Genomic DNA, 24,065 nt, shown 5'->3' on the forward strand with positions numbered 1-24,065 from the left:
TCCAGGAGCCAATTGACCAATATGTAAGGAACATGGTCAATGCCCGTTGAGTTTGTCAGCAATATTCTTATCAAATACAAATACGGAAATCGCTATGTTCTCTTTGATTTTGATGTCTGAAAACAAATGGACCAGTTTTGCTCCAACCAGTTCTTCCATTCCATCAGGAGGACTCTCTGAATACACATCCTGTATCATTTTGGTTCGTGCTGAATGGACCATGTCCCTTCCTTCCTCTGATCTTGATATGAACATTTCCGTAGGAGTCAAATTCCCATATAGTGTAGTAACGGCCATATTATCGACGAAAACCGTGTGTATGCGGTCTGGTCCTTTACCGAAGAGTTCCTTGCGCAGCTTACGAATCATATCATTAAATTCATGGATAACTTTTGACACCCTTACGTCACTCCAATTCAAGGAAATTAAGTTCTCAATTGTTTTATCATAAAACAACGCGAAGAAAAACGAAAGGCATTTGGGAATGATAACCTCCATCAAGGATTGTTTCTCCTTAAAATTAAAGTTATAATATCAATGAGGAAAGTTGGGAGTATAATAGTGTACTGTTGTGTCCCCATCTTTTTTAAAATTATCCATTATGGTATGGATTGGTATATTGGCAAGCATTGCTATTAAACTATTCCACCATGACCTACACTTCCGTTCAGAGCCGGAGGTGTGATCATGGTGGTTTTTTGCGTGTTTTTGGCTATAAAAGGGGGATATATAATGAGCGATTCAAACATCACCATCAAAATCAATGGGATGGATTATACCGCTAAAAACGGTGCGACAATACTGGAAGTCATCAATCGAAACGAGATAGCCCATCCACAGATTTGTTATGTACCTGAAGTGGATCCGATCCAAACGTGCGACACATGCATCGTCGAGGTTAACGGGAAACTCGTCCGATCATGTTCGACAACGGCAATGAACGGCATGGATATTGCCTTGGACTCAAACAAGGCAAAAGAAGCCCAAACCGAAGCCATGGACCGTATCCTGGAAAATCATTCTTTATACTGTACTGTATGTGATAATAATAACGGAAATTGCAAACTGCATAACACAGCAGAATTAATGGAAATTGAGCACCAAAAATATCCTTACACACCGAAAGTGGAATTAGGTGCCGTCGATATGTCCCATCCATTTTACCGCTATGATGCCAATCAATGCATCGCATGCGGGCAGTGTGTTGAAGTCTGCCAAAACCTTCAGGTCAATGAGACTCTGTCCATCGACTGGGAAGCAGAACGCCCTCGGGTAATCTGGGATGAAGGAACGGAAATCAATAACTCATCTTGTGTAGGCTGCGGACAGTGTGTAACCACTTGTCCTTGTAATGCTTTAATGGAAAAATCGATGCTTGGTGAGGCTGGTTTCATGTCAGGTTTGAAAAACGATATGCTTGAACCAATGATTGACCTTGTTAAAGAAGTGGAACCTGGATACAGCGGGATTTTTGCCATTTCGGAAATTGAAGCGGCTATGCGTGAAACACGGACGAAGAAGACAAAAACGGTCTGTACGTTCTGTGGGGTAGGATGTACATTCGAAGTCTGGACCAAAGGCCGTAAAATCCTTAAAGTCGAACCTACTCATGAAGGCCCCGTTAATGCGATTTCCACTTGTGTTAAAGGGAAATTCGGTTGGGACTTCGTAAACTCGGAAAAACGTTTGACCAAGCCCCTGATTCGTAAAAATGGAAGATTCGTTGAATCAAGCTGGGATGAAGCACTTGATTTGGTTGCATCCAGACTCGGTTCGATCAAACAGCAATACGGCGGAAATTCAGTAGGCTTCATTTCCTCATCCAAGATCACGAATGAAGAAAACTATGTAATTCAAAAACTCGCACGGCAAATGTTCGAAACGAATAACGTCGACAATTGCTCTCGTTATTGCCAATCCCCGGCAACAGACGGATTGTTCCGTACAGTCGGCATGGGTGGAGATGCTGGTACGATTAAAGATATCGCCGCCGCAGGTCTCGTCATCATCGTTGGGGCTAACCCGGCAGAAGGACATCCGGTTCTGGCGACTCGCGTTAAACGGGCCCAAAAGCTTCACGGACAGAAACTGATCGTTGCGGACATTCGTAAAAATGAAATGGCCGAGCGTTCTGACATCCATATCAGTCCAAAACAAGGAACAGACCAAGTTTGGCTGATGGCCGTTACAAAATATATGATCGATCAAGGCTGGCATGATCAAGAATTCATCAATGAAAATGTTAACTTCTTCGATGATTATAAAGAAGTACTTGAGAAATATACCCTGGAATATGCAGAACTGAACACAGGTATTTCAAAAAAAACATTGACCCAAATAGCTGAAAGCATTCGCGATGCAGATGGTACATGCATTCTCTGGGGAATGGGCGTAACACAAAACACTGGTGCTTCCGATACGTCGGCTGCAATTTCCAACCTGCTTTTAGCTACAGGTAACTACCGTCGCCCAGGAGCGGGAGCTTATCCGCTTCGCGGCCACAACAATGTACAGGGCGCTTGCGATATGGGCACCCTTCCAACATGGCTTCCAGGATATCAGCATGTTACCGATGATGCGGCACGCGCTAAATTCGAAAAAGCTTATGGGGTTAAAATCGACAGCAAACCAGGCATGAACAATATCGAAATGCTCGAAGCGATTGATAAAGGCGACATGAAAGCCATGTATCTTGTAGGCGAAGATATGGCACTCGTTGATGCGGATGCAAACCATGTCGATAAAGTGTTATCCGGATTGGACTTCTTTGTTGTCCAGGATATTTTCCTTTCAAGGACAGCCCAATATGCTGACGTGGTATTACCCGGAGCTCCATCTCTTGAAAAAGACGGAACGTTCACCAATACGGAGCGCCGTGTACAGCGTTTATATAAAGCCCTTCCAACTTTGGGAGATTCTAAAGCGGACTGGGAGATCACTCAAGAGATCGCCAACCGCTTAGGTGCGAATTGGGACTACACCCACCCCAGTGAAATCTATGATGAAATGGCAAGCCTGTCACCAATATTCAGCCAAGCCAATTACGAGGTGCTGGAAGGATGGAACAGCTTCCTATGGGGAAGCCATGATGGATCAAACACGCCGCTTCTTTATGTGGATGGCTTCAATTTCCCTGATAAGAAAGCACGCTTTGCACTGGCTGACTGGGTGGAACCGCATAAATTTCCAGAAGAATATGACCTTCATATCAATAATGGACGCATGCTCGAGCATTTCCATGAAGGAAATATGACGAACAAATCCAATGGCATCCAATCGAAAGTACCTGATATTTTCGTTGAGGTTTCACCAGAACTTGCTAAAGAACGTAAAGTCAGTGATGGCGGACTCGTTCGCTTAGTGTCGCCATTCGGGGCCGTTAAATTAAAAGTCCTGATCACAGACCGTGTAAAAAATAATGAGCTATTTTTACCGATGAACTCAGTTGATAAAGACTCAGCCATTAACTTCCTGACTGGTCCCATCTATGATCAACGCACAAGCACGCCCGCTTACAAACAGACGATGGTCCGCATGGAAGTATTAAGTGCAAGCGGAGATATCCCATTACCGGGTACCAACCCACGGAATAAAAAACGTCATCCTCAAAACGGTGTCGAGGTTGAACGTAAGTGGGCTCGTCCAGGGTATGTTCACTTAACGGATAAATAAACGAGGAGGGTGAAGATCATGGCAGCTCCCATTACGGAAATCCATAATCCCATTACTGAGGAAGAAATAAAACTTCAAAAACTAGAAGAACTGAAAACGCTGATCACCAACAATGAAGATGCATTAAACAATATGTTTAAAATTGTCAATGAACTGAATGACTCCGGAGTATTCGAAGCTGCGACCTCCATGCTTCAAGGAAAAGAACAAATTGCCAAAATCGCACTTCACCAAGTCACTAGACAACCTGTAACAAACCTGATCAATACCCTTATGGGGGCAACAGGAGCCTTGATGAATGCCGATGCCGCACAATCCACGAAACTGCTTAACAGTGCACTGGCAGGAATCGATGAAGGAAACAAATTCCTTCAGGCCGATAAAAAGATCGGCGTTTTGGATTTAATGAAAACGTTAAATGATCCAGACATAAACCGGGCAATCGGCTTTGGCGTCCACTTCCTAAAGGGAATGGGCAAGGAATTAAAAGAATAGTATCAGAAAAAAGACTTAAGAGAAGTTCATGCTTCTTTTGAGTCTTTTTTCTATCATGTAGGACGATATTGTCTAAAACAAAAGGATGGACTCTGGCAGCAATTAAGATCGATGGAATAATGTCCATGGATCTATTACTCCTATTGAATCCAACCAGCACATAGGTAGTAAAAGAAGCTCTTAATAATAGTTAATACTGCCAGAGTATGGAATGGTAATGATGCTGCTATTCAAATTGATGAAGCTACATCAATGCTAAATAATGTTAAAATATGAAGCATTAGCTTGTTGCGTAATGGCTTAGTTGCTGCAGAAGTAAAGTGCTGAGAGTGTAGCGTATTATAGGAGTGGATGATTTAATGAATCAAGGAATTAGAACACGAATTGTTTTTATTGAAGCATGCATTTTTTAAACTACATGATAGTATGGCCCCGAATTTAAAATCTAGGTATTATGAGTTATTATCACATGGCTTTACAGAGCAAGAGGTTAATGAGTTAGATAGATTTTTCATGTGGGTTTACGGCACAAAAAATTACCCCACAAAGGAAGAAATGAAAAAAAAAATGGCAGATATAAAAATATGGAGATTGAAGAATTACATCTTGCCTCAGTAAAAAAAATCTTATTAGCTTATCAAGCTGATGGAGTTTTTCCAGTAATAGATATTATTTTGGAGGATTTCCAAAATGTTGATGTAAATATAGAGAAATGATTTTTACTATTAAGGAATGGTATAGAAACTATTCCTTTTTTAATGATTAAGGCAAGATCACTCAGAAATCACTCATCAAAATTCAGGCTGTACACCCTCCCTTTATTCGCACCTTTGCTTGTCAATTTCAATGATTGCAAGATTCTCGTTGCACTGGATGCGGAGGAAATGTTTAAAAAATCCCTCAACTGCCGATTCGTTATAGTCGAGTCTAATAGATGAAAATAATCTCGAAAAGCCTGAATATGTGCATCCTTATTGGATAGCTGGCATTGATTGCAAAACCAGGTGCCATGCCTTCTAATTAACGGAAACCCCTTACAATTTTCACATATCACTCCTTTTATTAGGTCCTCTTCGGTAAGATTGTATCGTTCCAGAATGGAAGAGGCCGCTTCGATATGATACTTATTTAAAATACGAACTACTTTCTTCAAATCCTTTTCACCTAAAATGGATTCTGTGATGGAATGCTCCATCAGATTGATTCTTGAGGGAAGCACATCGGGATGGATGACTTTGTAGTGGAGCTTACGGTTTTCAGGAGACGTACGGATGATTGTTTGGGGATTACTGATGACAATCAATGAAAGGATGGGAAGTGAGGGAAAGCCATTTTTCAAGAACCAATTCTTCAACTGTGATTCCTGGCGGTTGACTTGAACGATGGGATCTGGAAATGCCGTCTCTTTTCCATCTTTCGTTCGAATGAGCTGATTGAAATGCGGATCAAAATAGATCGAACCAGCTATATTCTTCACTTCAATGATAAGGGCGAATTTCTTCGACAGGTATCCATTTGAAAAAAACGGGACTGATCCTGCAGCCTTAAATCGTGGAAGATGAAATAGCTTTTCGATTGAAGAAAGCTTAATGGAAAATCAATGGAACATTCCCCTTTATAGCCCGCTTCCCTTTTTTTGAGATCGTTGATGATTAAGGGGATTTTAGGATGATTTGGAGAAAGCCTGCGCGTTAAAGCACGTAATTTACGTATAGTAAGAGGAACTTTTCGCCTTTTTACAATCAATTTCATCGCTCCAATCTTGGTTTCTCCCAAAGGATTCTACAGCAGCAGGGAATATTCCTTTAAATGATAGCGATTATACAATTTATCAGCGAAATCGGGAATATATCTCCGAAAATGGAGATATATCAGCGAAAACTCATGATATATCTACGAATTATACGATTTATCGATTTTTCGACAAATTGATAAAAAAACGCAAATAAAAAACCACCAATATATGTATTGGTGGAGACGGTGGGAGTCGAACCCACGTCCAGACATAACGGCACTTAAGCTTCTACGAGTGTAGTCGATATATTCGCATTTCGCGAACTCATTAGCCTATCGACAGGCGGCAGAGCAGCTAGTCTGATTGGTCTCTTCCTTCATCCTCAGACGGTGGATTCCGGCGTATCCCACTTAGAGTGAGTCCCTTACCCTACCACGTGGGCCATGGAGGGAGGAACAGCTAACGACTGTTGTTACGCAGCGAAAGCTAGGTTGTTGTTTTGTTTGCCAGTTATAGGCGTTGACGTTTTAACGAGGCCGATCCCCTCGACTCGCAACTTAAGCTCGAACTATCCCTGTCGAATCCGTAACGTCCCCATGATTGAAATGGAGCGTACGAGAGAAGAATAGTCAGCTAGTTGGCTGATATTCAATTGTCATCGGTACAGGTTTAATTATAACAGATTGGTTCAAAAAATCAATTGTAAGGTCTTGGCAGTTCTACATCTTTTGACGATCACGGAAAGCACGTTCAATATCACGCTTCGCTTCCTTCTTCTTCAGGTCATCACGCTTGTCATATTGTTTCTTCCCTTTTCCAAGTCCGATTAAAACTTTGGCAAAGCCATTCTTTAAATACATTTTCAACGGGACGATGGTGTAACCTGTTTCCTTTGTTTCACCGATCAGTTTACTGATTTCTTTCTTATGCAAAAGAAGCTTCCGTGTCCGCAACGGGTCATGGTTAAACTGGTTTCCCTGCTCATAAGGACTTACATGCATATTATGAAGATAGATTTCACCATTTTCTATTTTAGCGAAGGCATCCTTCAAATTCACTCGGGCTGCACGGATTGCCTTGATTTCCGTCCCTTTCAAAACGATACCTGCTTCAAATGTTTGTTCAATAAAGAAATCATGATAAGCTTTTTTATTTTGTGCTAGTTGTTTACCTGAGCCTTTTGGCATCTAACTCTCCCCTTTTTTACATCCAATCGCGGAGAGAGGATGAAATGATCATCCCCCCGCCTCAATCTTTATCTCTTTTTTGGTTTTCTCTTGCGCTTGGCAGCCGGCGCATTTTCAAAGAATTTTTTCTTCTTTTTCGATTTTTTCTCGGAAGAAGGCGCATTTCCATTACGGCCGCCGCCTTTTCCTTCGTTACGTCCCCCATTGCCACCGCGGCTACGTTTACGTTCACCTGAATTGGCTTTGAATATTTTCTTCTCGCCAGATGGACGCGGACGGCTTACCTTCATGCCGATAATTTCAAAATCGATGGCGCGTTCCTCTTTATTGACGTTGGAAACACGTACGTCGATCTCATCGCCAATCCGGAACACATTACCGGTACGTTCCCCGATCATTGCAAGCTGACGCTCATCAAAGCGGTAATAATCATCCGTCATGAAGCTGACATGGACAAGGCCTTCAATGGTATTCGGCAACTCGACGAACATCCCGAAATTCGTAACGGAACCAATGATCCCGGTATATTCTTCGCCGATTTTATCAAGCATATATTCCGCTTTCTTCAAATCATCCGTTTCCCGTTCGGCATCGACTGAGCGACGTTCACGTTTCGATGTATGATCGGCAATCTCAGGTAAAATGGCATTCCATTTCTCCTTAGTGGCTTCATCGAGTTTACCTTCCACCAAGTAGGTCCTGATCAACCTGTGTACGATCAAATCCGGGTACCGGCGAATCGGTGATGTGAAATGTGTATAAAACTCAGCTGATAAACCAAAGTGGCCTAGGCTCTCCGGGTCATATTTCGCTTGTTGCATGGAACGAAGCATGACGGTGGATATGACCGTTTCTTCCGGTTTACCGGCAACTGCCTCAATGATTTCCTGTAGCGCCTTAGGATGAACGTCATTTGCCGATCCCCGAACAATATATCCGAAGTTCGTAATGAATTCAAAGAAACGCTGCAGTTTTTCTGGCTTGGGATCTTCATGGATACGGTAAATGAACGGTACATCAAGTCGGTGGAAATGCTCTGCAACGGTTTCGTTAGCCGCAAGCATGAACTCTTCAATCAGCTTTTCCGCAACTGACCTTTCACGTAAAACCACATCAGTCGGATGTCCCTCTTCATCAACGATAACTTTCGCTTCATTAAAATCAAAGTCGATTGCACCGCGGTTCATCCGGTTTTTACGAAGGATGGCCGCTAACTTCTCCATGTCCTGGAACATCGGAACCAAAGCTTCATAGCGTTCGAGTTGTTCTTCATCTTTATCCACAAGGATTTTGTTCACATTGCCATATGTCATACGTTCCGTCGTCTTAATGACACTTTCAAAAATTTCATGGTTGACGACTTCACCATTTGGCGTGATTTCCATTTCACAAGAGAGTGTAAAACGATCCACTTGCGGGTTCAAGGAACAAATGCCATTCGATAAACGATGCGGGATCATCGGAATTACCCTGTCCACCAAATAAACGCTCGTCCCTCTTTCTAAGGCTTCCTTATCGATTGGAGAGCCTTCCGTTACATAATGGCTGACATCAGCAATATGCACACCCAGCTTATAGTTGCCATTTTCAAGTTTGGTAACAGTGACGGCATCATCCAGGTCCTTTGCATCCGCCCCATCAATCGTGACCAAAACATCATTCCGCAAATCCCTGCGGCTGCCAATTTCACTTTCTTGAATGGTATCCGAAACGGCATTGGCTTGCTCCATGACGTCATCCGGGAATTCCATCGGCAAACCATACTTATGGATCACTGAAAGAATATCTACACCAGGATCATTCTTATGCCCAAGAATCTCAATGACTTCGCCTTCAGCACTTACGCGTCCTTCAGGATAAGAAGTCAGCTTGACGACAACCTTATGGCCCTCTACCGCTCCATGGGAAGCATGTTGTGGAATGAAGATATCATTTGCGATCTTTTTATCATCTGGGATGACGAAACCAAAACTTTTACTTTCAGAGTATGTACCGACCACTTGTGTAATGCCGCGTTCAAGTATTCTGATGACCGTGCCTTCTTGTCTTGAGCCGGATGTTTCCGAAGATACGCGTACCATGACGACATCTCCATGCATCGCTGTACCCGTTTCATTCGGCGGAATGAAAATATCATCCATGCCTGGGTTATCTTCTGGTGTCACAAAAGCGAATCCCTTTGCATGCCCCGTTAATTTACCGCGGAACAAATTCATTTTTTGCGGCAGGCCGTAACGATTGCTTCTCGTTCTGACCACCAGTCCCTTTTCTTCCATTTTAACTAGAGCCTTAACGAAATTCTTGAAATCTGCCGAGTCTTCAATTTTCAAAGCCTCTTCAAGTTCCTGTACGGTTAATGGCTTATATGCTTCATCCGTCATGTACGTAAGAAGCTTATTAATATGTTCTTGAATGTTATCTTCCATGAAAACCCTCCTATTCAGGGTATGATAAATTTGTTATTCGGACCAATCCAGACTTTCTAAAAATTCAAATACATCTTCATGCAACTGGTTTCGTTCTTTATCAAGAGTTATGACATGACCGGATTCTTCATACCACTTGATTTTTTTTACTGGTGATTCAATGGCATCAATAATAATATCGGCACTTTTTGGATTGATAACATCATCATGACGACCCTGCACGACAAATGTCGGCGCGTAAATAAGATCGACGTGCTCGCGTACATCAGTTATCAATTCCTGAAGGGCTTTCAATGTATTCATGGGTTTATCGGCAAGGAGGTCCATTTCAAGCTCAATTTGCTCTTGAGTTTTCCCTTCGTACTTCTTAAATTCTCTGGCGTACTCCAAAACTCCTTTATACATCATTTCTTCACTTTTGATATACATAGGCGCACACATTGATACGATACCCTTTATAGGTACAGTGTAACCTAATTTAAGAGAAAATACGCCTCCTAATGAGAGTCCAGCAACAGCAATTTCTTCATGGCCTTCACTTTTAAGAAAATCATAGCCCATCATGACATCTTTCCACCAATCTGAAGGACCCGTTTTCACTAACTCCTCCGGCGGAACGCCATGTCCTTTATAGTGCGGGGCATGGCAGGTGTATCCCTGTTTCTCCAAGTAACGGCCAAGCATCCGCACATCTGCGGAATTCCCCGTAAATCCATGTAAAAGTAAGACAGCTCTTTTTCCGCCTTTAAAAGTAAAGGGCTGCTGCAGTTTGATTTTCATGATTTTAACTCCTTTATCGGTAAATAGAATCCAAAAAAATTCCCTATCCTATAATTAAGTACTAAAATCACTATATCTATTCATGCAACTATTGTGCAAAGAAAAAAGCCTAGCTATTTAGCTAGACTCATTTTTGATCCATTACACATCAAAGAATGCAACAAGTAAAGTTAAAGCAAAGAATAAAATGGCTAATACTACCGTTGCGCGATGTAAAACAAGGTCCAAACCGCGTGCCTTTTGCTTTCCGAATAGCTGCTCGGCACCGCCGGCAATCGCACCTGATAAACCTGCACTTTTACCTGATTGAAGCAATACCGTCACAATGAGGGCGATACTGACAATCACTAAAAGCGTTATGAGAAATGCATGCATGCAATGACACCTCCTGAAGAACCAATAAACAATTACTTTAACTTTACCACACCCACTAAATATCCACAATCTTTGTTATACTATAATGGAAAGAATTCCTAAACACCCATAGTCATTTATTTCTTTTTGATACAAAGTTTGAGATAATTTGCATAAAGAGAGAAAGAGGTGTCACCATGTTTAAGTCCATACTTCGGATTCTTGATCTCCTGACCATCCTATTCTCGGCAGTTGCCGGCTATTCTTTATGGGCAGGCGGAAGCAATCTTTTGAGTATCCTATTAATCATCCTATCACCGCTTTTATTGCTGCTGGCAAAGTATCACGGAAATCGATACTTATTATTTGCTGCATATATCACGACAACCGTTTATTTTACTGCTATTATTTATAATGGACTTTCCAATAGCGGTATCGACTTTTTCCAATCAAGCTTCAATGTCCTCCTGATAGGGGCAGCAGCCGTCTTGCTGAGCATCATAGCAGCTGTCATTGGGTTTGGAACCAATACCCTTACGATCCTATGGTTATCGCTGCATGCCCTTGTCACATTCGAGACAATCAGGATGTCATCCGGTTTCCTTTCACACTTTTGGTCTGATCCCGTCGTGGAAACCGCAGTCCGTAATGATTATCCTTTTTTGTTGATGGTCGTCTGGATTGGCTTATTTCTTGATAAATATCAAAGTGAGTTAACAAGGGATTACTTATCACGATAATCTTTCAAAACTATTTTTATTGGAAATCTTATATTAAAAGCAAGGGGCCTTTCACATGTTAAAACCTATATTTGCAGCAACTGCTCTATCATCTTTCATTCTGATGGCTGGCTGTTCATTCGACCTGACCAGCAATGATGAAAAAGAGCAAAAAGAAGAACAACCGAGCTCCCCGGAGACGGAGACGGAGACAGAAACTGACAAGAATAATGATGAAAAAGAATCGGCCCAACGCCAGGTGGAAGTTGACGAAACAGCTAAATCCGGACAGGCTGGCCTTCAGACATTAGCCCATCCGGAAGGCATTCCTGTACTTGTCAATAAACAATACAGCCTACCTGAAGATTACAAACCTGCAGACCTTATCTACCCAAAAGTGGATTTCATCTTTCAAGATAAAATTGAAAAAAGAATGATGCGCGAGGAAGCGGGAAAGGCACTTGAAGTAATGTTCCAGGCTGCCGAAAAAGAAAACATGCACTTTGCCGGCGTTTCCGCTTATCGCTCACACCAAAGACAGATCGCGGTCTTTAATAACTATGTGGCTAAAGATGGAGAAGAAAAAGCGAAAACCTACAGTGCAATGCCTGGGACAAGCGAGCATGAAACGGGACTCGCGATTGATGTCACGACCCACGATGGTGCATGTGCCGCCCAAGACTGCTTCGGTGATACGAAAGAAGCCGCCTGGCTTGCTGAACATGCACATGAATACGGATTTATCATCCGCTACCCTGAAGGCAAGGAAAACATCACAGGTTATAAATACGAACCATGGCACATCCGCTATGTTGGTGTCGATGCCGCAACTGAAATCTATGAAACGAAGAGTACATTAGAAGAATACTATAATGCCGTACCAGTGGAAGCTGTATCGGATAAATGAAAAAAAGGTGCCCGGATGCGGCACTTTTTTTTTTGAATTGGTATTAATCAAACGTTTGATTAAATACGTTAATCAGCCCTCCCAGTCCCTTTCGCCAACTTCATGAATATAAAAAACCTCCTATTCGAATGTGGATTGCCACATTGAATAGGAGGTGAAAAGAAATTACGATACTGAATCCGCAAGCTTCTCATCAGAAGCCGAATTCAAAATAATTACTTTTTCAAGTTATAGAAAGATTTCAAGCCGCCATATACAGCCAAGTCACCAAGCTGGTCTTCGATGCGAAGAAGTTGGTTGTATTTAGCGATACGGTCTGTACGGGACATGGAACCGGTTTTGATTTGTCCAGCGTTTGTTGCAACGGCGATATCAGCGATCGTTGCATCTTCCGTTTCACCTGAACGGTGGGAAACGACTGCAGTGTAGCCTGCGCGTTTAGCCATTTCGATTGCATCAAATGTTTCAGTCAGTGTACCAATTTGGTTCACTTTGATCAGGATGGAGTTACCGATCCCTTTTTCGATTCCTTCAGCCAATTTTTTCGTGTTCGTTACGAATAAATCGTCACCCACTAATTGAACTTTAGAACCAATGCGTTCCGTTAGAAGTTTGTGGCCATCCCAGTCATTTTCGTCCAAGCCGTCTTCGATGGAAAGAATAGGGAATTCATTCACTAGCTCTTCATAGAAAGCAACCATTTCTTCGGATGTAACGCCATTGCGACCTTCGCCTGCAAGGTCATATTTGCCTGTTTCTTTGTTATAGAATTCAGATGATGCTACGTCCATACCAAGGTAGATATCTTCGCCTGCTTTATAGCCTGCTTTTTCAATGGCCTCGATGATGACTTGCAGCGCTTCACGGTTTGAACCAAGGTTTGGCGCAAAGCCACCTTCATCGCCAACTGCCGTATTCAAGCCTTTAGCAGAAAGGACTGATTTCAATGCATGGAATACTTCAGCACCCATACGGACCGCTTCTTTAAAGCTTGGAGCACCTACAGGAAGGATCATGAATTCCTGGAAGTCAACATTGTTATCGGCATGTGATCCACCGTTAATAATGTTCATCATTGGAGTTGGAAGTTGTTTCGCATTGAAGCCTCCAAGGTAACGATACAATGGTAAACCTGAAAATTCCGCAGCGGCATGGGCAGCAGCCATTGACACACCAAGGATTGCATTAGCTCCCAAGTTCCCTTTGTTTTCAGTACCATCCAATTCAATCATAGTTAGGTCTAGGCCAGCTTGGTTCGTTACATCCAAACCAATGACAGCATCAGCAATGATATCATTTACATTATCAACTGCTTTTTGTACCCCTTTACCCAGGTAACGAGATTTATCTCCGTCACGAAGCTCAACCGCTTCGTGTTCACCTGTGGAAGCACCTGATGGTACGATTGCACGTCCGAAGTAACCGGACTCTGTTTGGATTTCTACTTCTATTGTTGGATTACCACGGGAATCTAGCACTTCACGTGCATATACATGTTCGATGTACGGCATTATAAATCTCTCCTTTTCCAATTCAAAATTTTATTTAGATAATAGGGATTTCCCTGTCATTTCAACAGGTTTTTCGACTCCAAGCAAATCAAGCATCGTTGGAGCTAAATCGCCTAGGATTCCACCTGTTCTTAATGTTACCTGATTTTTAGTGATAATGACAGGCACAGGATTCGTTGTATGGGCTGTCATTGGGTTGCCTTCGAGCGTTACGACTTCATCAGCATTCCCATGGTCAGCTGTAATGATGGCCGTACCGCCTTTTGAGACGATTAAATCGACTATCCTGCCTAGGCATTCGTCAACGGTTTCAATCGCTTTAATGGTAGGCTCAAGCATCCCTGAATGACCAACCATGTCCGGATTGGCAAAATTCAAGAGGATCGCATCGAAGCGGTCAGCCTCAATTTGTTCCATCAATGCATCAGTCAATTCATAAGCACTCATTTCCGGCTGTAAATCATATGTAGCTACTTTCGGAGAATTAATCAAAATCCTCTCTTCACCAGGAAACTTCTCTTCACGTCCGCCGCTCATGAAAAACGTCACATGCGGATATTTTTCAGTTTCAGCGATACGAAGCTGGGTAAGCTGGTTTTGGGAAAGTACTTCCCCTAATGTATTATCAAGATTTGTCGGCTTAAAAGCAACATATCCGTCAACTGTTTCCGAAAAATGTGTCAAGCAGACAAAATGAAGATGCTTCGGATGTCCAGGACCGCGGTCAAATGAGCGAAAGTCCTCGTTCGTGAACGTATTCGAAATCTGGATCGCCCGGTCTGGACGGAAGTTATAAAAGATGACGGCATCATCATCTTTAATCGTCGCCACCGGTTTACCATCTTCCGCCGTTATGACTGAAGGTATCACGAATTCGTCAAAAATACCATGTTCATAGGAGTCCTCGACACATTCCATGGCAGAAGGGTAAGAAGGTCCATCACCATACACCATAGAACGGTAGGATTTCTCCACACGCTCCCAGCGTTTATCACGGTCCATCGAATAATACCTTCCTGAAATGGTCGCGAACTGACCAACACCGATTTCCTTCATTTTCGCTTCCGCTTCCTTAATATAACCTTGCGCCGTTTTAGGTCCGACATCACGTCCATCTAAAAATGCATGTACATATACATTTTTAACTCCCTCTTTAGCGGCCAATTTCAGCAGGGCATACATATGTTCAATATGACTGTGAACGCCTCCATCTGAAAGAAGACCGAAAAGGTGAAGGTCCGTCCCTTTTTTCTTGGTATGGCTCATGGCATCGACCAAAGTTGGGTTTTCTGCAAACTCTCCTTCACGGATTGCCAGGTTAACACGGGTCAGACTTTGATAAACGATCCGTCCTGCCCCGATATTCAAATGGCCCACTTCCGAGTTACCCATTTGACCGGCAGGCAAGCCGACCGCTTCCCCGCTTGCAGTTAAATGGGAATGCGGATACTGTTCCCAATAACGGTCAAAGTTCGGTTTTTTCGCATGAAAAACAGCATTTCCTTCTTCTTCGTTACGGCAGCCAAAACCGTCCAAGATGATAAGTGCCACAGGCGACTTACTCATAGTGACCAGCCTCCAGCAATTGTAAAAAGGAATCGGTTTTCAAGCTAGCCCCGCCTACCAACGCACCGTCAATGTCAGGTTGTGCCATGTACTCTTTAATATTCTCAGGTTTTACACTGCCACCGTACTGGATGCGGATGGCAGCGGCTGCTTCATTTGAAAATTTGTCAGCAACCACAGAACGGATATGTGCACAAACTTCATTTGCATCTTGAGCAGATGACGATTTTCCTGTTCCAATCGCCCAAATCGGCTCATATGCAATGACGGCTTGTTTCAATTGTTCGTCTGATAATCCAGCTAAGCCTTTTTCAATCTGGCTTCCAACGAAATCATTCGTTTCGCCAGCTTCCCTTTGCTCAAGTGTTTCACCGCAACAAACGATAGGGGTCATCCGGTGGGCAAAAGCGGCATGCGCTTTTTTATTAACGGCTTCATCCGTTTCGTTGAACATTTCCCGGCGTTCGGAATGACCAAGTATGACGTAGGATACACCAAGATCAGCTAAAGCGATCGGGCTGATTTCTCCCGTGAAAGCACCACTTTCTTCAAAGTGCATGTTCTGCGCCCCGATTTTCACATCGGTTCCTTTTGCTGCTTGAACCAGTTGATCCAAAAACAAGGCTGGAGCACATACAACCGTATCGATTAAATCTTGCTTTGGAATCAAATTGCTCACTTCTTCTAAAAAGGCAGTCGCCTCAGATAGTGTTTTATTCATTTTCCAGTTTCCTGCAATAATCGGTTTACGCATTTGGTTTCTCATCCCTTCTAAAGTTGAAATATGTAACGGTTTACGCTTATTTATCGTTCAAGGCCACAACGCCAGGCAATTCCTTGCCTTCCATGAACTCAAGAGATGCACCGCCGCCTGTTGAAATATGGGACATCTTTTCTGCTAAGCCAAACTTTTCAGCAGCTGCGGCCGAATCCCCTCCGCCTACAATGCTGTAAGTATCTTTTGCTTCCGCCAATGCTTCAGCAACCGTTCTCGTTCCATTAGCAAATTTATCGAACTCGAATACTCCCATTGGTCCATTCCATATGACAAGCTTGGATCCTTTGATTACATCCGCAAATAATTCACTTGTTTTCGGACCGATATCCAGAGCCATTTTATCACTTGGAATAGCATCGATATCGACATTCTCTGTCTCTGCATCAGGTGAAAATTCAGCTGTTACGACCGCATCGATAGGCAAATGCAATTTTACGCCTTTTTCTTTTGCGCTTTCGATGAAAGACTTGGCCAATTCTATTTTGTCTTCTTCCAATAAAGAATTACCGATTTCATGACCTTGCGCTTTAATAAATGTATAACCCAGTCCACCACCAATGATCAAGTGATCGACATTTTCCAAAAGGTTTTCGATAACGCCTATCTTATCCTTTACTTTTGCTCCGCCAATTATAGCTGTAAAAGGACGTTCCGGGTTGGATAACGCTTTTCCTAGCACAGAAAGTTCTTTTTCCATCAGCAATCCGGCAACAGCTGGGAGATGGTGTGCTATTCCTTCAGTTGAAGCATGTGCACGATGCGCAGCTCCGAATGCATCATTTACATATACATCCGCCAGTGCAGCGAATGACTTCGCCAATTCTTGATCATTCTTCTCTTCTCCTGGATAGAAACGAACGTTTTCCAACAACAGGATCTCGCCATTTTGCATGTTATCAATGATTGATTGAACGGAATCACCGTAAGCTTCCTCAGCCTTTTGCACATCTTTTCCACTAAGTTCGCTTAGTCTTTCCGCAACAGGAGCTAAACGCAATTCTTCAACGACTTGTCCTTTAGGGCGGCCAAGGTGACTAGCTAAAATGACTTTAGCGCCTTGTTCCGTCAGATAGGAAATCGTCGGAAGTGCAGCTTTGATTCTCGTATCATCCGAGATCTTCCCGTCCTGCATCGGCACGTTGAAATCAACACGGCAAAATACGCGTTTCCCCTTTAATTCAATGTCTCTAATCGACTTTTTATTCATAATCCAAGAACCCCCTTAGATATTGTTATCATATTTTTGATTCTTTTAGTCAAAAAGGGAGAGGGTAAATATCCCAACTCCCCTTTTCTCTTTTTCATTATAGTCGGTTTCCAGGAAATTATCCAAAAACAAGAAATGTAAACGCTTGACCGATTAATGACTTACTAATAATATCATCTTCTGCCAAGTTTTTTTAGAGGTGTGATTAAAAAAACCTCACCTTGGTGAGGTTTTTTTAATTATTCTAATTACAATCCTTTTTTAGCCAAATAGTCGATCAAATCAACAACACGGCTAGAATATCCAGTTTCATTATCATACCAAGATAATACTTTAACCATGTTTCCTTCCATTACCATTGTTGAAAGGGCATCGATTGTAGAAGAAGATGGGTTACCGTTATAGTCAGTTGATACTAGCGGAAGTTCGCTGTACTCAAGAATTCCTTTTAGTTCGCCTTCAGAAGCCTTTTTAAATGCTGCATTCACTTCTTCAACTGTTGTGTCTTTTTCAAGTTCTGCAACAAGGTCGACAACAGAGACGTTTGGAGTAGGTACGCGCATTGCCATACCATTCAATTTCCCTTTAAGTTCAGGAAGGACAAGTGCAACAGCTTTTGCTGCCCCAGTAGTTGTAGGAATGATATTCTCAGCAGCTGCACGTGCACGACGGTAATCTTTATGAGGCAAATCAAGGATTTGCTGATCATTTGTATATGAGTGAACAGTAGTCATCATACCGCGTTTGATTCCGAATTGTTCATGAAGCACTTTAGCAAATGGAGCTAAGCAGTTCGTTGTACAAGAAGCATTAGAGATAACATGGTGGTTTGCTGCATCATATTTGTCTTCGTTTACACCCATGACGATTGTGATATCTTCATCAGATGCAGGAGCAGAGATGATTACTTTTTTCGCACCAGCTTCTAAATGCTTAGCTGCATCTGCACGTTTTGTGAAACGTCCTGTAGATTCTACAACTACTTCTACTCCTAGTTCACCCCATGCTAATTGTGCAGGATCACGTTCAGCCAATACTTTGACTTTAAGACCATCAACAACAAGATAATCCCCATCAACTGTTACTTTTTCATTAAGAGATCCATGAATTGTATCGTATTGAAGAAGATGCGCTAGCATATTAGCATCCGTTAAATCGTTAATAGCAACGATCTCAACCTCAGGATTACTCAATGCTGCACGAAATACATTACGTCCTATACGTCCAAAACCATTAATTCCAACTTTTACTGCCATGAAAAATTCCTCCTTTAAAGTTCACAAATATATTAAGGGGTGTAATTCCCCTGAATTAACTCTTGTGCCGCTGCTTCATCCGTGATCAAAACGGTTGATGAAGGCGCGCCTTTCATGTAAGAACGGATAGCCTTAGCTTTAGTTTTCCCACCTGCCACAGTTATCACTCGCTTTTCAGGGCTAAGATCATCTAACTGGATGCCGACCGTCAAAACTTTATGAACGACTTTTCCGTTTTCATCGTAATAATAACCGAATGCTTCTCCTACAGCATTTCCATCTAACAGCTTCTTTAACATTTCTGGCGGAGAATTTCTTCTCTCTGCCATCGCCATGGCGTCACCAATTCCATGAATGATCATATCGGCAGATTTGATTTGGGAAATCACTTCTTTGATTGCAGGTTCCTTCATAAAGGAAGCATAAACCTCACCGCTTAATTGATCGGGTACATATAACACTCTGTATGAGGCCTGCGCCTTCTGTGCCATTTTTTCGACAATCGTATTGGCCTGATTCTGCACTGCTTCACCAATTCCCCCGCGTGCTGGGACAAATGTCAATTTCTTCGATGCTTCATCAGGTGACAGCGAATCAGCCACTTCGGCCATTGTCGATCCACCAGTAACCGCTATGATATTCTTTGAATTCCATTCTCGTTTCATACGGTTTGCACAAGCTTTACCCAATTCTTTTTTCACCCATGGGGTCTCGTCACAATTTCCTGAGACAATAATGACCTCGTCCACTTGCAACAAATCCTGCAATTGCCGTTCCATTATGTCTATACCCATTACTTCACGCATTATTCCTTCTAACTTATCCAGGATTTCAATCCCTTCATCAGTCAGCGTCATGCCAGAACTGAATATGTTAACCAGGTTCTGACTTTTCAGAAAATCAACCTCGCTCCTAAGCGTCCGCTCTGTCAAATTAAGGCTCACGGCCAGACTTCGCCTTCCAACTGGCTGCATCATTTTGATATAACGCAGGATATCATATCTTTTTTGCATAACCATAAGGAAATCAGGTAATAATTTTCTTTGTACCTCGAGTAATGTACGCATATTTAAAACTCCTAAAAAAGGTTGAGTTGGACACACAATGTCCCACGTAGTCATTTTCTGTCCCACTTAAAACAAAAAAATATTCCTGCTACATATTTTATTCTAGCAGGAACGGAATGTTTCTTCAAATGATTTGAAAAATTATTTTTCCAAAAGCCTATTTAGAGCTGATTTATCAACATTTCCGAATTGAACGATATCATCTTTCCATTCTACAACAGGGATCATCAAGCCGAATTTCTCAAGCAAATCATCATCGGTATGGATATCGATTTCCTTATATCCTATGCCTGACTCAAATTTCACTTCTTCAAGTATCTGCTTGGCCTTATCACATAATGGACATTTATCCCGACTATATAAAACAAACGCATTTGATTCCAAACCACTCATCCTTTTCAATCATATCTTTTTCGTTTAGATGAAGAAGGGATCCCTAATTGTTCCCGGTATTTGGCAACGGTTCGACGTGCGAGGATAATTCCATGCTCCTCTTTCAATCGTTCCGCCAAGTCTTGATCCGAAAGCGGCTTTTGTTTATTTTCACCATTGATGGCTGCCTGGAGGCTCTTTTTTGCTTGCATGCCCGACATATCCTCATCAAGGCCGACTGACTGTAAAGAAGTAGTGAAAAATATCCGCATCTCTATCGTGCCAAATGGCGTCTGCACGTATTTCCCTTTAACGGCCCGGCTTACTGTGGACTCATGTATACCAAGCTCATCGGCGACTTCCTTCATCGTCATCGGCTTCAAATAGTTCAAGCCATGATGAAAGCACGCCGGCTGTTTTTCGACGATGCATTGAATAACCTTCAGTATCGTTTCTTTTCTCTGTTGGATCCCTCTAGAGATCCATTGATACTCCTGCCACTTATCCTGGATAAACTTTTGCACTCCCTGGTCCTTATGGCTCTTCATTTGGTTTAAATACCCTTTATCCACATTAAGATTGGGAGAGTTGCCGTCATAATTCCCGACAAGCAGTATCCCATCACGAACTTCCACGACCACGTCCGGCACTATATAAGAAGGTTTTTCCTGAAAAAATAGTGAAGCTGGACGCGGGTTCAACGTCTGGACATAATCAAATACTTCTTGAATCTCCTTCATTGTAACACCGATTTTCTTACTTAAGTCTTTCCAACGCTTTTCAGCAAAATCGAGGAAATGGTTTTCTATGATCGATTCTGCCAGCTGATTCACCCCTTCTGCTTTTACCTGAAGCAAAAGGCACTCTTGGAGATTTCTTGCTGCAATTCCATGTGGCTCGAGTTGCTGTAAAATCGAAAGGCTCTCTTCCAACACGACTGAAGAAATTCCTGGAACACATATATCCTCCAGCTGAGTTCTTAAGTAACCGTTTTCATCAAGATTATGAATTAATAGCAGCATTGCCTTCTGCTGCTCACCGGAAAGTTGCTGGTGATTCACCTGGGACATGACATGCTGTTCAAGCGATAGAGTATCTTCACTGATCTGTTCAATCCAATAGTTGGCATCATACGTATTTTTAAGAGTACGTTTACCCTTTTTCCGGTCAAAGGTTGGCTGAAATAAAGCCGATGTTGGCTGATCTAGGGACAGTAATGGATTTTCCACCATTTTATTTTCTAAGAAAGCCGATAGCTCCTGTGAGGAGTATTGCAGCAATGTAATAGCCTGCATTAGCTCCTGGGTCATTGCCATCTTTAATGTTTGCTGTTGAAAAAGTCCTGCTTTCATATTCATACTCATCGATTCATCCCTCCCCCACTCCATTTTACATTATCAGGAGAAAATTCTACACAAAAACCCATGAAAACGCTTACGTTTATTTCTGAATAGTGTATTTGTTTTAAATACTATATGTTAGAAATGCAATTTTCACAACTACTTTTATTGAAAAATCACCATTTTTCAAAGGTGTGGGCGAATATTTTCCAAAGAAAGCTGACATAGCAAGATTCGATGGAATTTTACGGAAATCGAGTAAATCCATCAAAAACCGCAAGAACCCAATTGATGCGACCTTTTAAAAATGGCCAATAAAAAATCCCCCACTTTATTAAGCAGAAGATTGGTAATGCCCTCGGCAGGAATCGAACCTGCATTTCAAGCTTCGGAGGCTTGCGTTCTATCCGTTGCACTACGAGGGCGTAATAGAAAATATTTTTTCGACAGACTTCATTATATGATAGAATCCCATCCTTTGCAAGGGTTATCAGGTTTAAAACTTCGCCTTTTGGGTATTATGGGTAATGTGGAAATTCATCCCTGTGCGGCATAATATATAAAGCAATCTATCAGGAAGGAGCCTTGGCCAGAAAATTGTCGAACAAATTATCCATTATAGGGTTTGTTTTGTTTGACCTAAATTGACCAAAAAGTGTATCATACATACATAAAGAATTTAAATGATTCTCTTAATCGAAGGAGGAAATGAACATGAATTTAATTCCTACAGTTATCGAACAAACAAGTCGTGGGGAGCGTGCCTACGATATTTACTCCCGTTTATTAAAAGACCGGATCATTATGCTAGGAAGTGCAATTGACGATAATGTTTCCAACTCAATTGTAGCTCAATTACTATTTTTAGAAGCAGAAAATCCTGAAAAAGATATCACTCTATATATCAACAGCCCCGGTGGAAGCATCACTTCCGGTATGGCCATTTACGATACTATGCAATATATCAAACCTAATGTATCCACTGTATGCATCGGTATGGCTGCTTCCATGGGTGCATTCCTATTGGCAGCTGGTGAAAAAGGCAAACGTTATGCGTTGCCAAACAGTGAAGTCATGATTCACCAACCACTTGGAGGAGCTCAAGGTCAAGCTACTGAAATTGAAATTGCAGCCCGCCGTATCCTTCACTTGAAAGATAAACTGAACCAAATATTAGCAGAACGTACTGGTCAACCTATTGAAGTCCTTCAAAGAGATACGGAGCGTGATAACTTCATGACTTCCGAAAGGGCTCTTGAATATGGATTGATTGACAAAGTAATCACACGCAGCGCTCTTGATGATAAAAAAGACTCTAAATAATAATTATTATACAAAAAGGCTCCGGAAGTCGTCTTAAGCGACTTTCGGAGCTTTTTTCTTAATCTGAAGAATATAAAAGAAAAGGATGCACTTTTAGGCATCCTCTTCTTTTAACCCTCTTGCTGAACGAACTCTTCCAATGCCTCTAATGCTTCTTTTTCATCGCGTCCTTCGACGATTAACTTCACGGACACGCCAGAACTGATGGCAAGGCTCATTAATCCCATTATACTTTTTGCATTCACTTTCTTTCCTTCTTTTTCAAGAAAAACATCTGAATGAAAGCGGTTAGCTTCTTGTACAAAAAGAGCCGCCGGCCGGGCTTGTAAACCCGTTTTCAATTTTACCTCAACTTGTTTTTCCACCATCTTGATCTCCCCTGTTAGCTTTATTTTTTCGCAGAAATAGCCTCTCCCCCACGGAGCCTGTCAGCTATTTCATCAATCTTTCGCAATCTGTGATTAATTCCGGACTTACTGATGTTTCCTCCGGATACCATTTCTCCAAGTTCCTTTAAGGTTATATCCTGAAATGCTATCCTAAGCTCCGCAATTTCCCGAAGCTTATCCGGTAAAATGCTTAGTCCCACCGTATCCTCAATGTAATGGATATTTTCAACCTGGCGCAATGAGGCACCAATCGTTTTGTTCAAATTGGCTGTTTCACAATTCACAAGTCGATTCACTGAATTACGCATATCACGGACAATCCGTACATCCTCGAACCTTAATAAAGCTGAATGGGCACCAACTATACTTAAAAACTCGGCAATCTTTTCGGCTTCTTTCAAATAAATGATGTACCCTTTTTTGCGTTCAAGTGTCTTGGCCTTCAAGCCAAACTTATTCATTAGCTCACAAAGGGCATCATTGTGCTCTTTATAAAGTGAGAAAATCTCAAGGTGATAGGAAGACGTTTCCGGATTGTTTACCGAACCCCCCGCAAGAAATGCACCTCTTAGGTATGAACGCTTACAGCATTTCTTCCCAACAATAGTATCGGATATGGCATGGAGAATTTCAAAGCCATCGCCTAAAATTTCCAAATCGGTTAAAATCCGCTGCCCTCCTGATGACATCCTGACAATATAAACATTATTCTTTTTAAGCTTCATCTTTTTACGGACCAAAAGCTCGACCTGGACCTCATAACTTTTTTTCAGCAGCGTATATATCCTTCTGGCAATCGCAGCATTTTCAGTTTGAATATCCACAACAAGCTTCCGATTAGAAAATGAAAGGGATCCGTTCATCCGGATAAGCGCACACAATTCCGCTTTTCCGCAGCAATCCTTTCCCTCTAATGTAGTAAGCTCTTTTTTAGTTTCTGAAGCAAAAGACATCCATTTCACCCCCAATCGAACGCAGGTA

Annotated in this window: 22 protein-coding genes, 1 tRNA gene and 1 other RNA gene; 6 read left to right on the forward strand and 18 right to left on the reverse strand. The window is 42.1% G+C overall.

Features of this window, described 5'->3' with window-relative positions; translation table 11 throughout:
- Nucleotides 1-36: 36 nt before the first annotated feature.
- A complete protein-coding gene (locus ACDZ29_RS08695) occupies nt 37-399 on the reverse strand; it encodes a DUF2294 domain-containing protein (RefSeq protein WP_289326932.1) in 363 nt (120 codons plus the stop codon).
- 333 nt (nt 400-732) lie between these two features.
- Between ACDZ29_RS08695 and fdhF the strand changes: the two genes are divergently transcribed.
- The 3 genes from fdhF (at nt 733) to ACDZ29_RS08710 (ending at nt 4,883) form a co-directional block, all read left to right on the forward strand.
- On the forward strand, nt 733-3,672 hold the full coding sequence (gene fdhF, locus ACDZ29_RS08700; RefSeq protein WP_375090671.1) for a formate dehydrogenase subunit alpha: 2,940 nt from the start codon (nt 733-735) through the stop codon (nt 3,670-3,672).
- An 18-nt stretch (nt 3,673-3,690) separates the two neighbouring features.
- Entirely contained in the window at nt 3,691-4,167 is a 477-nt protein-coding gene (locus tag ACDZ29_RS08705) for a DUF1641 domain-containing protein (RefSeq protein WP_289326934.1), read from the forward strand.
- A 515-nt stretch (nt 4,168-4,682) separates the two neighbouring features.
- Nucleotides 4,683-4,883: a hypothetical protein gene (locus ACDZ29_RS08710; RefSeq protein WP_375090672.1), complete on the forward strand. Its 201-nt coding sequence runs from the start codon at nt 4,683-4,685 to the stop codon at nt 4,881-4,883.
- Nucleotides 4,884-4,951: 68 nt separating this feature from the next.
- Here ACDZ29_RS08710 and ACDZ29_RS08715 read toward each other — a convergent pair whose 3' ends face one another.
- The 6 genes from ACDZ29_RS08715 to secG form a co-directional block, all read right to left on the reverse strand.
- Nucleotides 4,952-5,644 (reverse strand): nuclease-related domain-containing protein, encoded by a 693-nt coding sequence (locus ACDZ29_RS08715; protein WP_375090673.1) that lies wholly within the window; start codon nt 5,642-5,644, stop codon nt 4,952-4,954.
- 492 nt (nt 5,645-6,136) lie between these two features.
- Nucleotides 6,137-6,498, reverse strand: a transfer-messenger RNA (tmRNA) gene (ssrA, locus tag ACDZ29_RS08720).
- Between the two features lie 123 nt (nt 6,499-6,621).
- Nucleotides 6,622-7,089 carry an SsrA-binding protein SmpB gene (smpB, locus tag ACDZ29_RS08725; protein ID WP_057912049.1) on the reverse strand — a complete coding sequence of 156 codons (468 nt, stop codon included), beginning with the start codon at nt 7,087-7,089 and terminating at the stop codon, nt 6,622-6,624.
- Nucleotides 7,090-7,157: 68 nt separating this feature from the next.
- Entirely contained in the window at nt 7,158-9,515 is a 2,358-nt protein-coding gene (gene rnr, locus ACDZ29_RS08730; RefSeq protein ID WP_370016778.1) for a ribonuclease R, read from the reverse strand.
- 33 nt (nt 9,516-9,548) lie between these two features.
- A complete protein-coding gene (locus ACDZ29_RS08735; RefSeq protein ID WP_289326938.1) occupies nt 9,549-10,295 on the reverse strand; it encodes a carboxylesterase in 747 nt (248 codons plus the stop codon).
- A 141-nt stretch (nt 10,296-10,436) separates the two neighbouring features.
- The gene (gene secG, locus ACDZ29_RS08740; RefSeq protein WP_061465545.1) at nt 10,437-10,670 is read right to left on the reverse strand and encodes a preprotein translocase subunit SecG; all 234 of its coding nucleotides are present in this window, start codon (nt 10,668-10,670) and stop codon (nt 10,437-10,439) included.
- Between the two features lie 176 nt (nt 10,671-10,846).
- Between secG and ACDZ29_RS08745 the strand changes: the two genes are divergently transcribed.
- Both ACDZ29_RS08745 and ACDZ29_RS08750 read left to right on the forward strand, forming a co-directional pair.
- Nucleotides 10,847-11,389, forward strand: coding sequence for a hypothetical protein (locus ACDZ29_RS08745; RefSeq protein ID WP_289326939.1), 543 nt, complete (start codon nt 10,847-10,849; stop codon nt 11,387-11,389).
- Between the two features lie 55 nt (nt 11,390-11,444).
- A complete protein-coding gene (locus tag ACDZ29_RS08750; RefSeq protein ID WP_375090674.1) occupies nt 11,445-12,275 on the forward strand; it encodes a D-alanyl-D-alanine carboxypeptidase family protein in 831 nt (276 codons plus the stop codon).
- Between the two features lie 215 nt (nt 12,276-12,490).
- Here the strand turns inward: ACDZ29_RS08750 and eno are convergent, their stop codons facing one another.
- The 9 genes from eno to ACDZ29_RS08795 form a co-directional block, all read right to left on the reverse strand.
- Nucleotides 12,491-13,786, reverse strand: coding sequence for a phosphopyruvate hydratase (gene eno, locus ACDZ29_RS08755; RefSeq protein ID WP_144478107.1), 1,296 nt, complete (start codon nt 13,784-13,786; stop codon nt 12,491-12,493).
- A gap of 30 nt (nt 13,787-13,816) precedes the next feature.
- A complete protein-coding gene (gene gpmI / locus ACDZ29_RS08760) occupies nt 13,817-15,352 on the reverse strand; it encodes a 2,3-bisphosphoglycerate-independent phosphoglycerate mutase (RefSeq protein WP_375090675.1) in 1,536 nt (511 codons plus the stop codon).
- Nucleotides 15,345-16,106, reverse strand: coding sequence for a triose-phosphate isomerase (gene tpiA / locus ACDZ29_RS08765; protein WP_289314431.1), 762 nt, complete (start codon nt 16,104-16,106; stop codon nt 15,345-15,347). Before tpiA ends, gpmI begins: the two co-directional genes overlap by 8 nt.
- Before the next feature lie 46 nt (nt 16,107-16,152).
- Nucleotides 16,153-17,337, reverse strand: a complete 1,185-nt coding sequence (locus ACDZ29_RS08770; RefSeq protein ID WP_289314430.1) for a phosphoglycerate kinase — start codon at nt 17,335-17,337, stop codon at nt 16,153-16,155.
- Nucleotides 17,338-17,585: 248 nt separating this feature from the next.
- Nucleotides 17,586-18,593: a type I glyceraldehyde-3-phosphate dehydrogenase gene (gene gap, locus ACDZ29_RS08775; RefSeq protein ID WP_289314429.1), complete on the reverse strand. Its 1,008-nt coding sequence runs from the start codon at nt 18,591-18,593 to the stop codon at nt 17,586-17,588.
- Nucleotides 18,594-18,625: 32 nt separating this feature from the next.
- Nucleotides 18,626-19,660 (reverse strand): sugar-binding transcriptional regulator, encoded by a 1,035-nt coding sequence (locus ACDZ29_RS08780; RefSeq protein ID WP_375090676.1) that lies wholly within the window; start codon nt 19,658-19,660, stop codon nt 18,626-18,628.
- A gap of 141 nt (nt 19,661-19,801) precedes the next feature.
- Entirely contained in the window at nt 19,802-20,053 is a 252-nt protein-coding gene (locus ACDZ29_RS08785; RefSeq protein WP_289318269.1) for a glutaredoxin family protein, read from the reverse strand.
- A gap of 5 nt (nt 20,054-20,058) precedes the next feature.
- Nucleotides 20,059-21,396 carry an RNA polymerase factor sigma-54 gene (rpoN, locus tag ACDZ29_RS08790; protein WP_289326944.1) on the reverse strand — a complete coding sequence of 446 codons (1,338 nt, stop codon included), beginning with the start codon at nt 21,394-21,396 and terminating at the stop codon, nt 20,059-20,061.
- Nucleotides 21,397-21,725: 329 nt separating this feature from the next.
- Nucleotides 21,726-21,797, reverse strand: a tRNA-Arg gene (locus ACDZ29_RS08795).
- 289 nt (nt 21,798-22,086) lie between these two features.
- On the opposite strand from ACDZ29_RS08795, the gene clpP reads away from it, so the two are divergent.
- The gene (gene clpP / locus ACDZ29_RS08800; RefSeq protein WP_289314426.1) at nt 22,087-22,695 is read left to right on the forward strand and encodes an ATP-dependent Clp endopeptidase proteolytic subunit ClpP; all 609 of its coding nucleotides are present in this window, start codon (nt 22,087-22,089) and stop codon (nt 22,693-22,695) included.
- Nucleotides 22,696-22,805: 110 nt separating this feature from the next.
- On the opposite strand, the gene ACDZ29_RS08805 is transcribed toward clpP, so the two are convergent.
- Both ACDZ29_RS08805 and whiA read right to left on the reverse strand, forming a co-directional pair.
- Nucleotides 22,806-23,063 (reverse strand): HPr family phosphocarrier protein, encoded by a 258-nt coding sequence (locus ACDZ29_RS08805; RefSeq protein ID WP_048688029.1) that lies wholly within the window; start codon nt 23,061-23,063, stop codon nt 22,806-22,808.
- A 20-nt stretch (nt 23,064-23,083) separates the two neighbouring features.
- The gene (gene whiA / locus ACDZ29_RS08810) at nt 23,084-24,037 is read right to left on the reverse strand and encodes a DNA-binding protein WhiA (protein ID WP_289314425.1); all 954 of its coding nucleotides are present in this window, start codon (nt 24,035-24,037) and stop codon (nt 23,084-23,086) included.
- Nucleotides 24,038-24,065 lie beyond the last annotated feature (28 nt).

The sequence above is a fragment of the Peribacillus sp. RS7 genome (assembly GCF_041956845.1).
Taxonomy (GTDB): domain Bacteria; phylum Bacillota; class Bacilli; order Bacillales; family DSM-1321; genus Peribacillus.

What these genes read in the sequence shown, in the direction of transcription:
- fdhF (WP_375090671.1), top strand. Translation starts at nt 733, where the DNA reads ATGAGCGATTCAAACATCACCATCAAAATCAATGGGATGGATTATACC.
- ACDZ29_RS08705 (WP_289326934.1), top strand. Translation starts at nt 3,691, where the DNA reads ATGGCAGCTCCCATTACGGAAATCCATAATCCCATTACTGAGGAAGAA.
- smpB (WP_057912049.1), bottom strand. Translation starts at nt 7,089, where the DNA reads ATGCCAAAAGGCTCAGGTAAACAACTAGCACAAAATAAAAAAGCTTAT.
- rnr (WP_370016778.1), bottom strand. Translation starts at nt 9,515, where the DNA reads ATGGAAGATAACATTCAAGAACATATTAATAAGCTTCTTACGTACATG.
- ACDZ29_RS08735 (WP_289326938.1), bottom strand. Translation starts at nt 10,295, where the DNA reads ATGAAAATCAAACTGCAGCAGCCCTTTACTTTTAAAGGCGGAAAAAGA.
- secG (WP_061465545.1), bottom strand. Translation starts at nt 10,670, where the DNA reads ATGCATGCATTTCTCATAACGCTTTTAGTGATTGTCAGTATCGCCCTC.
- ACDZ29_RS08745 (WP_289326939.1), top strand. Translation starts at nt 10,847, where the DNA reads ATGTTTAAGTCCATACTTCGGATTCTTGATCTCCTGACCATCCTATTC.
- ACDZ29_RS08750 (WP_375090674.1), top strand. Translation starts at nt 11,445, where the DNA reads ATGTTAAAACCTATATTTGCAGCAACTGCTCTATCATCTTTCATTCTG.
- eno (WP_144478107.1), bottom strand. Translation starts at nt 13,786, where the DNA reads ATGCCGTACATCGAACATGTATATGCACGTGAAGTGCTAGATTCCCGT.
- gpmI (WP_375090675.1), bottom strand. Translation starts at nt 15,352, where the DNA reads ATGAGTAAGTCGCCTGTGGCACTTATCATCTTGGACGGTTTTGGCTGC.
- tpiA (WP_289314431.1), bottom strand. Translation starts at nt 16,106, where the DNA reads ATGCGTAAACCGATTATTGCAGGAAACTGGAAAATGAATAAAACACTA.
- ACDZ29_RS08770 (WP_289314430.1), bottom strand. Translation starts at nt 17,337, where the DNA reads ATGAATAAAAAGTCGATTAGAGACATTGAATTAAAGGGGAAACGCGTA.
- gap (WP_289314429.1), bottom strand. Translation starts at nt 18,593, where the DNA reads ATGGCAGTAAAAGTTGGAATTAATGGTTTTGGACGTATAGGACGTAAT.
- ACDZ29_RS08780 (WP_375090676.1), bottom strand. Translation starts at nt 19,660, where the DNA reads ATGCGTACATTACTCGAGGTACAAAGAAAATTATTACCTGATTTCCTT.
- ACDZ29_RS08785 (WP_289318269.1), bottom strand. Translation starts at nt 20,053, where the DNA reads ATGAGTGGTTTGGAATCAAATGCGTTTGTTTTATATAGTCGGGATAAA.
- rpoN (WP_289326944.1), bottom strand. Translation starts at nt 21,396, where the DNA reads ATGAGTATGAATATGAAAGCAGGACTTTTTCAACAGCAAACATTAAAG.
- clpP (WP_289314426.1), top strand. Translation starts at nt 22,087, where the DNA reads ATGAATTTAATTCCTACAGTTATCGAACAAACAAGTCGTGGGGAGCGT.
- ACDZ29_RS08805 (WP_048688029.1), bottom strand. Translation starts at nt 23,063, where the DNA reads ATGGTGGAAAAACAAGTTGAGGTAAAATTGAAAACGGGTTTACAAGCC.
- whiA (WP_289314425.1), bottom strand. Translation starts at nt 24,037, where the DNA reads ATGTCTTTTGCTTCAGAAACTAAAAAAGAGCTTACTACATTAGAGGGA.